Annotated in this window: 9 protein-coding genes; 1 reads left to right on the top strand and 8 read right to left on the bottom strand. The window is 68.2% G+C overall.

Translation table 11 applies throughout. From position 1 onward, the window contains the following. The 6 genes from metG to ORK51_RS14760 form a co-directional block, all read right to left on the bottom strand. On the bottom strand, nt 1-1593 hold a 1593-nt coding region (gene metG / locus ORK51_RS14785), incomplete at its 3' end, for a methionine--tRNA ligase (RefSeq protein WP_266085439.1). Nucleotides 1594-1690: 97 nt separating this feature from the next. After that, nucleotides 1691-2134 (bottom strand): DUF2147 domain-containing protein, encoded by a 444-nt coding sequence (locus tag ORK51_RS14780; RefSeq protein ID WP_266085437.1) that lies wholly within the window; start codon nt 2132-2134, stop codon nt 1691-1693. A gap of 101 nt (nt 2135-2235) precedes the next feature. After that, the gene (gene gloA2, locus ORK51_RS14775) at nt 2236-2655 is read right to left on the bottom strand and encodes an SMU1112c/YaeR family gloxylase I-like metalloprotein (protein ID WP_026069813.1); all 420 of its coding nucleotides are present in this window, start codon (nt 2653-2655) and stop codon (nt 2236-2238) included. After that, entirely contained in the window at nt 2652-3692 is a 1041-nt protein-coding gene (locus tag ORK51_RS14770) for a serine hydrolase domain-containing protein (protein ID WP_429000685.1), read from the bottom strand. Before ORK51_RS14770 ends, gloA2 begins: the two co-directional genes overlap by 4 nt. A gap of 57 nt (nt 3693-3749) precedes the next feature. After that, entirely contained in the window at nt 3750-5666 is a 1917-nt protein-coding gene (locus ORK51_RS14765) for a DUF885 domain-containing protein (RefSeq protein WP_266085433.1), read from the bottom strand. Between the two features lie 131 nt (nt 5667-5797). Continuing rightward, nucleotides 5798-6475 carry a DUF502 domain-containing protein gene (locus tag ORK51_RS14760; protein WP_070425632.1) on the bottom strand — a complete coding sequence of 226 codons (678 nt, stop codon included), beginning with the start codon at nt 6473-6475 and terminating at the stop codon, nt 5798-5800. A 77-nt stretch (nt 6476-6552) separates the two neighbouring features. Between ORK51_RS14760 and ORK51_RS14755 the strand changes: the two genes are divergently transcribed. Next, a complete protein-coding gene (locus tag ORK51_RS14755) occupies nt 6553-7845 on the top strand; it encodes a hypothetical protein (RefSeq protein ID WP_266085430.1) in 1293 nt (430 codons plus the stop codon). 23 nt (nt 7846-7868) lie between these two features. Here the strand turns inward: ORK51_RS14755 and ORK51_RS14750 are convergent, their stop codons facing one another. Next, the gene (locus ORK51_RS14750) at nt 7869-8597 is read right to left on the bottom strand and encodes a hypothetical protein (protein WP_266085428.1); all 729 of its coding nucleotides are present in this window, start codon (nt 8595-8597) and stop codon (nt 7869-7871) included. A gap of 50 nt (nt 8598-8647) precedes the next feature. Next, entirely contained in the window at nt 8648-9112 is a 465-nt protein-coding gene (locus ORK51_RS14745; RefSeq protein ID WP_266085426.1) for a DUF4442 domain-containing protein, read from the bottom strand. Between the last annotated feature and the right edge of the window lie 52 nt (nt 9113-9164).

Genomic DNA, 9164 nt, shown 5'->3' with positions numbered 1-9164 from the left:
GAACAGGGGCTCGTACACCGCGATGGTGTGCGCGGTCAGCGGAGTGGCGATGTCGGTCCAGGCCTGCACCGGCGCGGCCAGGAAGGCCTCGGCCTGCGCGGCGGTGGCCGGCAGCACCGGCTTGAGCGCGGTAACCAGCACGCGGAACAGGTTCAGGCCCTGGGTGCAGACCGACTGCAGCTGCGCATCGGCGCCGTCCTGCTTGGCGATCACCCACGGCTTTTCATCGTCGATGTAGCGGTTGGCTTCATCGGCCAACGCCATGGTCTGGCGCAGTGCACTGGCCGGATCGTTGCGCTCGTACGCCTCGCGGATCGGCGCCAGCGCGGCGACGAAGCGGTCGTACTGGGCGGCATCGGGCAGCGCAGCGGCCAGGCGGCCCTCGAAGCGCTTGCTGATGAAGCCCGCGCAGCGGCTGGCCAGGTTGACGAACTTGCCGACCAGATCCGCGTTGACGCGCGCGATGAAGTCGCCCAGGTTCAGGTCGAGATCGTCCACGCCGCCGGAGGACTTGGCCGCGAAGTAATAGCGCAGCGCTTCCGGTTCCAGCCCGGCATCCAGGAAGGTGCGCGCCATCACGAAGGTGCCGCGCGACTTGGACATCTTCGCGCCATCCACGGTCAGGTAGCCGTTGACGTGCAGGCGGGTCGGGGCGCGGTGGCCGGTGCCGTGCAGCACCGCCGGCCAGAACAGGCCGTGGAAGTTCACGATGTCCTTGCCGATGAAGTGGTGCAGCTCGGTGCTGGTGCCCGCGCGCAGGTGCGCCTCGAAGTCTTCGCCGGTCTTCGCGCACAGCGTCTGGAAGCTGGACAGATAGCCGATCGGCGCATCCAGCCAGACATAGAAGTACTTGCCCGGGTGGCCGGGGATCTGGAAGCCGAAGTACGGCGCATCGCGCGAGATGTCCCACGCGCGCAGGCCACCGTCGGCATTGAGCCACTCACCCAGCTTGGCCTTCACGCCCGGCAGGGCGACGTCGCCGGCCAGCCACTCGCGCAGGAAGCTTTCGAAGCGGCCGACCTCGAAGAAGAAATGCTCCGAATCGCGGATTTCCGGCGTCGCGCCGGAGATCACCGATTTCGGGTCTTTCAGGTCGGTCGGGCTGTAGGTGGCGCCGCAGACTTCGCAGTTGTCGCCGTACTGGTCCGGGGTGCCACAGTTCGGGCAGATGCCCTTGATGTAGCGGTCCGGCAGGAACATGCCCTTGGCCGGGTCGTAGAACTGGGCCACGGAGCGGCGCGCGATGTGGCCTTCCGCCTCGAGCTTGAGGTAGAAGGCTTCGGTCAGCGCCTTGTTGGCCGCCGAGTTGGTCGAGTCGTAATGATCGAACGCGACGCCGAACGCGGCGAAATCGCGCTCATGGCTGGCCTGGATGCTGGCGATGAAGGCTTCCGGGGTCACGCCGGCCTTTTCGGCCGCGAGCATGATCGGGGTGCCATGGGTGTCATCGGCGCAGACGAACCAGGTCTTGCCGCCGCTCATTCGACGCGCGCGCACCCAGATGTCAGCCTGGATGTAGCCGACCAGGTGGCCCAGGTGCAGCGGGCCGTTGGCGTAGGGCAGGGCGGTGGTGACGAGAGCGGTGCGGGTCATGGTGAGCGCTGTTGCCAGGGGAACCGGGGATTATCGCATGCCAAAACGCAGTAACCCGGCCGAAGCCGGGTTACCGGGGCTGGAACCTGCGCGGGGCTTACTCGCGCACCCAGGTCTGGGCGCGGCAGATGAAGGCCACGCAGCCGGACACGTCCAGCTTGGCGCCACCGGTCTGCAGCTTCATCTTGGACTTGTAGGTCTTGCCGTTGCCCGGGTCCAGGATGGTGCCGCCGGACCAGGCGTTGGCGCCATCGGCCTTGAGGTTCCACAGGATGGTCATGCCCTTGACCGGCTTGTTCTTGTTGGCGCCCTCGCAGCCATCGCAGACCGGGTTGGGGCCCTTGTCCGAGTGCAGGATGTCCACGACCTTGCCGGTCAGGGTGCCGTTGGTGGCCTGGGTGATCTCCACGATCGACTTCACCTTGCCGGTCTTGTCATCGATGGTCTTCCAGCGGCCGACGGCGCCATCGGCGGCGCTGGCCGACAGGGCGGCCATCATCAGCGGCAACGCCAGCAACAGGGTCTTGAAGGTCTTGCGCATGTTCCCCTCCCAGGGATGTCCGTGAACGCCGGCGCAGGCGGCCGGTACAAGGCCGACTGTATACCCATTCGCTCCGGTACGGAACGTGCCCGGCGCACGGTTCAGCCGGCGTCGGCCGGGATCTCGTACAGCTCCAGCGGCAGGTCGTCGGGATCGGCGAAGAAGGTGAACCGGCGCCCGGTGTACTCGTCCACCCGGATCGGCTCGCAGGCCACCCCGGCCGCGGCCAGGCGTTCGATCATGGGCTCCAGCAGGTGCACGCGGAAGGCCAGGTGGCGCAGGCCCTGGGCCTCGGGGCGGCTGGGGCGCGGCGGCGCCCCCGGGAACGAGAACAGCTCCAGCTGGCTGCCGTCGGGCAGGGCCAGGTCGAGCTTCCAGGAGTCGCGCGCCGCGCGGTAGTTCTCGGCGATCACCCGCAAACCGAGCACGCGGGTATAGAAATCCTTCGAGCGGGCGTAATCCGAGGCGATCAGGGCCACGTGGTGGATGCCGGTCAGCGGCGAGGTGTCCAAAGCGTTCATTGCAGGGTGTCCAGCCAGCGCCGGGCGATCTGCAGCGCCAGCGGATAGGGTTCGGGTGCGTTGCGGTTGCTGAGCACGATCACGGTGAGGCGCTGCGCCGGGTAGCGCAGGATCACGTTGCGGAAACCGATGCTCTCGCCGCTGTGCCAGTGTGCGCGGCCGTTGAGGCGCCAACCGAAGCCGTAGAACGGCACGTCCGGTTCGGCGGTGGGCGTGGCAGGGGAGAACATCTGCGTCAGCGATGTCGCTTTCAGCAGCCGCTGGTCATACAGCGCGGCATCCCACCGGGCCAGATCGTCCACCGAGGAATAGATGCCGCCATCCCCGAGCACTGCACTCGTCAGGCTCTGGTCGGTGCGCTGCCAGCGCCCGTCGACCTCGCTGTAGCCGTAGGCGCGACGGGCGATATCGTCCACCCCGTCCTGATGGGCCACGCTGTCGCGCATGCCCAGCGGCAGGAAAATCCGCTGGCGCAGGAAGGTCGCGAAATCGCTGCCGGAGGCCTTGCCGACCACCAGCGCCAGCAGCGCGTAGCCGCTGTTGCTGTAGCGGTAGGCCGTGCCGGGTGTGAAGTACGTCCGGTCCTGAGCCTCCAGCAGATGCAGCACATCCTGGTCATGCACCTGCGCGGTCGCGTCGGCGGCCATCAGGTCTTCGTAGTCGAGCAGGCCGCTGGTGTGGCTGAGCAGCTGGCGCAGGGTGATCGCATCGGCGGCGGCCGGCAACGAGGGCAACCAGCGCTTCAGCGGATCATCCAGGGTCAGCGCGCCGTCCTCGGCCAGCAGCAGGATCGCCGCGGCGGTGAACTGCTTGCTGAGCGAGGCCAGCCGGAAGTTGGTCCGTGCGGTCACGGCGGTGCGATCTTCCAGCACCGCCAGCCCGTAGCCGCGTTGGAACACCGGTTTGCCATCGTGCAGGACCAGCACCGCCGCGCCCGGCACCTGGCCGTCGTAGCGCTGCATCAGGGCATCGATGCCCGGATCCGGCGGCGTCAGCACCGGCGCGGCCATCACTGATCCGCTGCCGGCGATGCACATCGCGCCGATCCACCCACGTAGATGCCGCACGATGTGCATGTCCGGTTCCTTCTGCGATCAGGGCGCGGGCGTTGCCGCACCGTTCTGGCTGGCGATCCAGCGGGCGATCTTGGCCTCCAGGATATCCAGCGGCATCGAACCATCGCGCAGCACTTCCTCATGGAAGCGACGTGCATCGAAACGCGGCCCCAGTGCCGCCTTGGCCTTGTCGCGCAGCCCCATCATCTTCAGCTCGCCCAGGCCGTTGGCCAGGGTCTGCCCGGGCAGGGCCATGAAGCGCTCGACTTCGGCGTTGGCATCGCTGGCACTCATGTCCGCGGTCTTGACCAGGTAGTCCACGGCCTGGCGCTTGCTCCAGCCCTGCGCGTGCACGCCGGTGTCGGCGGCCATGCGTGCGGCGCGGGTCAATGCGGCCTGGAGATAGCCGATGCGTTCGTACGGGTCCTGATAGACGCCCAACTGCTCACCCAGCGACTCGGCGTACAGGCCCCAGCCTTCCACGAAGGCGATATCGCCGCCCAGGCGACGGAAACGCGGCAGCTTGTCCAGCTCCTGCTGCAGGCCCAGCTGCACGTGGTGGCCGGGAATGCCTTCGTGCAGGAACTGCATCGGTGCGGCCCAGCGGCGGCGGCTCGGCAGGTCGCCGGTGTTGATGTACAGCACGCCCGGGCGCATGCCGTCCGGCAGCGGCTGCTGGTAGCTCACCGCGCCGGCGGTGGCGGCACGCTCGGGCTCCACCGCGCGGATCTCCATCGGCGCCTTGGGCAGCGTGCCGAGCAGGGTCGGCAGGCGCGCATTGACCTGGCTCTGCAGCTGCTTGTAGCGGTTGATCAGTGCATCGGCGTTGGCGTACTGGAAATCGCGGTCGGTGCGCATCGTGCGCAGCAGCTTCTGCTGCGAGCCGCGGATCCGGTTGTCTTTCATGATCGTGGCGATCTGTGCCTGCAGCGAGGCCACGCGCTGTTCGGCCAGTGCGTGGATCTGCTCGGGCGTCAGCGTGGAGGCCGTGCTCTGCACGATGGTCTGCGCATACCAGGCCTTGCCGCCGGGCAGGCCGGCCAGGCCATCGCTGCTGCGCGCGGCGGGCAGGTACTCGGTGGCGATGAAGCCGCGCAGGGCGCGGTAGGACGGCATGATGCGCAACTCGATCATGCGCTTGTACTCGGCCGTGATGCGCGCCTTGTCAGCCTCGGGCAAATCCTCGGGCAGATTGCGCACCGGCGCCCAGAAGATGCTTTCCTCGGCGGTCGGCTTGATCACCGCATCCAGCTGCGGCAGCACTTTTTCCATCAGGTCGCGCGGCTGCACCACGCCGGCAGCCATGCCCTGGCGCATGTTGGCGATGGCCTGTTCGAACAGTGCGGGGATGCCCAGCGAACGGCGCGACCAGCCGTCGTAATCCTGCACCGTGTTGAACGGCTGGGCGCCGGAGCCGGAGCCGAGAATGGCCATGATGCTGCCGAGGTTGTAGTACTGGCTTACCGGCAGCATCCAGCCCGGGAACTGTTCGGCCGCCAGCGACATGCGCGCATCGCGCACGAAGATTTCATAGCTCAGCAGGTCCTGGCCGGTCAGGCCATCCGGGCCGATCTTCTCGACCTTGCCCAGCCATTCCACGGTGAAATCATGCGACTGCTGGCGGTACGCGGCCGAGAGGATGTTGGGGAGTTGATCGTTGTGGCGGCTGTCGCCCTGGAAAGTGGCCTGCAGCGGGTTGAGCCGCATCGAGGCATCCCAGTACTCATCGTAGATCCGGTCCAGCTGCGCGGCCTTGCTCTGCTGGCGTACCAGCGGCTGGCGGGCAGGGGCGGCGGCCGGGCGTGCACGCGGCTTGGCCTTGGGCTTGGCGGCGGGCCGGGACTGGGCCGCGGCGGGCCGGGTGGCCTTTTTCTTGGCGGCTTCGGCCGGAGCGGCGGCACTGAAGGCCATCAGTACGGCGATGGCAAGCGCCAGGGCGCGGGCGGGGTGGGGCATCGGCTGTTTCCGTAAACGCACAGACGAGGGAGCTTGCCCGATTCGCCTGCGTACGGCCAGCATCGGCCCCCGGTCAGCTTTGTCATGTACGGCGCGCGGTCAGCTGCGGCAGCGCGAGGCTGCCGCCACGCTCAACGATCGCCGGCGCGGGTGAACGGCATGGTTTCCGGCGCGACCGCACCGCCGGAGATGATGAAGCTCATCGCCTGGTCCACGGTCCAGTCGGTCGGGGTCAGCAGCTCGACCGGCACGATTTCCAGATAGCCCGAGGTCGGATTGGGGGTGGTCGGCACGTACACTGCCGCCAGCTCGCGCCCACTGCCTTCTTCCTTCATCACCCGCGTGACCAGCCCGACCGACTTCATGTCCCGGTGCGGGAAATCGATCAGCACCACGCGCTGCGTGCTGCCCGGTTCGGTCTGCAGCATGTCCAGCAGTTTCTTGGCGCTGTCATAGATGATGCTGGCCAACGGGATGCGTTTGATCACCGCGCCGAACCAGCGCAGCAGGCGCTGGCCGATCACGCGGCGGCTGAGCACACCCACCGAGAGGATCACCAGCAACGTGGCGGCCAGGGCGATGATGTCCTGCATCCACTCGACCTTGATCCAGCCCAGGTAATGCGGGAAGGAGGCAGCGATCTGCTCGGACAACGGCACCACCAGCGGGCTGGAAATGCCCGAGAGCAGCACGAACACGAATTTGACCACCACCCAGGTCAGCCAGATCGGCAGCAGGGTCAGCAGGCCGGTCAGGAACAGGCGCTGCAGGGAGGGACGCGGAACGAGTTGGGGGGCTTCGGGCGACATCCGCGCATTGTAGCGGTGGCGATGCCCGGTTTACGCTGCCCGTCCCCGCAGGACGCGGGTACGGGGAGAATGCTGTGTTGAAGAATGGACTGAAATGGGTGGGCATCTCGATCCTGAGCCTGATGGTGGCGGTCGCGGTGGTCTGGGCGGCCTCGCGGTTCTGGCCGCTGCCGGTTGAGCAGCGCGAGGCGATGCGGCTGCTGCAGGCGCCCGTGCCCACGAACGGCGGCAACGGCTTCTCCGCGTTGTGGACCCTGCGCTACGACGGACTGGATGCCAACGCACGCGAAGCGGTGCTGGCGCAGGATGTGGAGCGTTGGCGCACCGGCACGCCCGGCCAGCGGCCGGTGGACTCCAGCGCGGAAGGACGCTACCCCGCTACGCCGCTGCCCGCGCTGGCGCGGTGTGGCCGACGGGGCATGGGCTGTCTTGCGGCGGTGCGCGCCGACCCGGAGCGTTTCGCCGCCGCGCATGCCGGTCATGATGCGCTTCACCAGCGCGTGGCCGCGATTGCCGGCCATGGGCACTTCGTCTCCCCGTTCATGCCGTTCGATACCGACCCGATGGTGCCGCTGCCGGTCTTCCACCCGATGCTCGACCCGGTATCGGCGCATGCGCTTGCCCACGTGCGTGGCGACAGTGGCGCCGCACTCGCTGGTGCGTGTGCGGACATCCTCAGTGGGCGCCGGATGACGGGGCAGGGCGATACGCTGCTCACCAGCATGATCGGCGCGGCGGTGGTGGAGACCAACGCGCGGCTGCTGGCCGACATCCTGGTCGAACTGCCCGCCGATGCGACGCTGCCTGCGGCCTGTGAGGCCGCGCTGACACCCATGACGTCCGGCGAGCAGAGCCTGTGCATGGCGATGCGCGGTGAGTTCGCGCTGGCCGGGGCGGGGTTGCGCCTGGCCAGCGGAGACCCGAAGGGCAATCGCCTGCTGCTGGATGTGCCCCGTACCCAGGCGCGCATGGCGCCGCGCTACGCGTGGGCGTGCGCTGCCAGTGCCGAGCTGGTGGCAGCGCGCGATGCGCCCGCCCCGATTCCCGGGCCGGCGCAGGATCGCTTTGCGTGCATCGCCAATCCGCTGGGCTGCAGCCTGGCCAATCTTCCCGGGCCGGACATGCAGCAGTACGCGGGCCGCCCGCAGGACGCCGCCGCGATGCTGCGCCTGGTGGCGGCACAGCGCTGGCTGCGCCAGCAGCCTGGCGAGGCATCCGTGGCGCTTGAGAGGTTGCCGGAGGCGCTGCGTTCGCCCACCCGCACCCCGGTGCTCAGCGACGATGGCCTGTGGCTGCAGGTGGACCGGCGCGTGGTGAGGGACGAGGGCGGGCCGACCCTGCAGGTGCCGATGCAGGCACCGGCACGTTGAACCGCGCGCGGTGCGGCGGCGGTTCAGCGCCCCTCGGCGTCCGCCAGCGGTTCGAAGCTGCTGCCGTCGCCCACCGTCTCCAGGGTCCAACGGCGCGGTGAGGTCAGCGTTTCCCAACGCACCGTTTCGCGGTCGGCGTCGGTGCTGCCCTCGGCGTGGCGCACCCGGCGGGTCGAGTAATTGATGCTCAGGTCTTCGGTCTGCCCGGAGTTGCGCATCAACGAACTGCGGTCGTAGCCGATCAGCGCGAAGGCGCCATCCTGCCAGCGGAAGGTGAAGCTGGCCGAGCCGGTGGACCAGCTGCCGGCATTGGAAAAGAAGAACAGGGTGGTGCGCAGGGTGCCCCGCACGATCGAGACGCCCGCGCCGTCCTCGAATACGTCGGACAGGTTCGGCGCCTCATGGCGGGTGATCAGCGTGTGGTTCTGCGCGGCGAGCGCGTAGCCGTCCTGCGTGGCCCAGGCGATGGCAAGCAGGCGCGGATTGCTGTCCAGCGGGCTGATCCCGAAGCCATCGTGTTCGACGATGTTGCGCGGGTCCTGCTGGCGCAGCACCAGTACCAGGTCATCGCGCTTGTCACCGTTGAGGTCGCCGCTCAACTGCTGCTCGATACGCCAGCCGGCGGGCACGAAGCCGGCCGCGGAGGTGGCACTGGCCGGCAGCACCGGGTAGGCGACCGGCGGGATCCGAAGTTCCTGGCCAACGGCGGGCAGGGCGGTGAGCAGCAGGGTGATCAGAAGCGGCAGGCGCATGGTCGTCCGTGGGGTGGAGCCGGCGCGCGAGCATAGCAGCGCGCTGTCGTTCACCCCGCGCGCTGGCGCGCCCCGGGCTTGAGGCGCAGGTAGACCTGCTTGCGCACGCGCGCGATGACCTCGCCCTGGGCATCGACGATGTCATTGCTGAACCAGTGCAGGTATTTCCCGCCGTCGGCGGTGGCTGCGCGCAACTGGTCCAGCAGTGGCTCGTCCAGACGGAACTCGGCCACCACCGTGCCGCGGCCCGGCTTGAGGAATTCGATCTCGCCGGCGCGGTCCCAGACGTAGTAATCGCGCCCCAGGTTCTGCATCACGGTGAGCATCCAGAACGGATCGGTCATCGCGAACAGGCTGCCACCGAAGTGGGTGCCGACGTAGTTGCGGTTCCACGGGCGCATGCGCAGCTCGACGCGCACATGGCGGTAGTCCGGGCTGACATCGGTCACGTGGATGCCGGTGAACAGGAACGGTGGCCACAGGTTGATGCCGTGGCGGAAGACAGCGGCCTTCATTCGGATCACGTCACGCTGGGGAGGTGATCGGAGTCTACCATTCGCTTGCGTA

The organism is Stenotrophomonas sp. RIT-551, assembly GCF_026241915.1.
Taxonomy (GTDB): domain Bacteria; phylum Pseudomonadota; class Gammaproteobacteria; order Xanthomonadales; family Xanthomonadaceae; genus Stenotrophomonas; species Stenotrophomonas bentonitica_A.
This window is presented reverse-complemented; position numbering and strand designations above follow the sequence as displayed.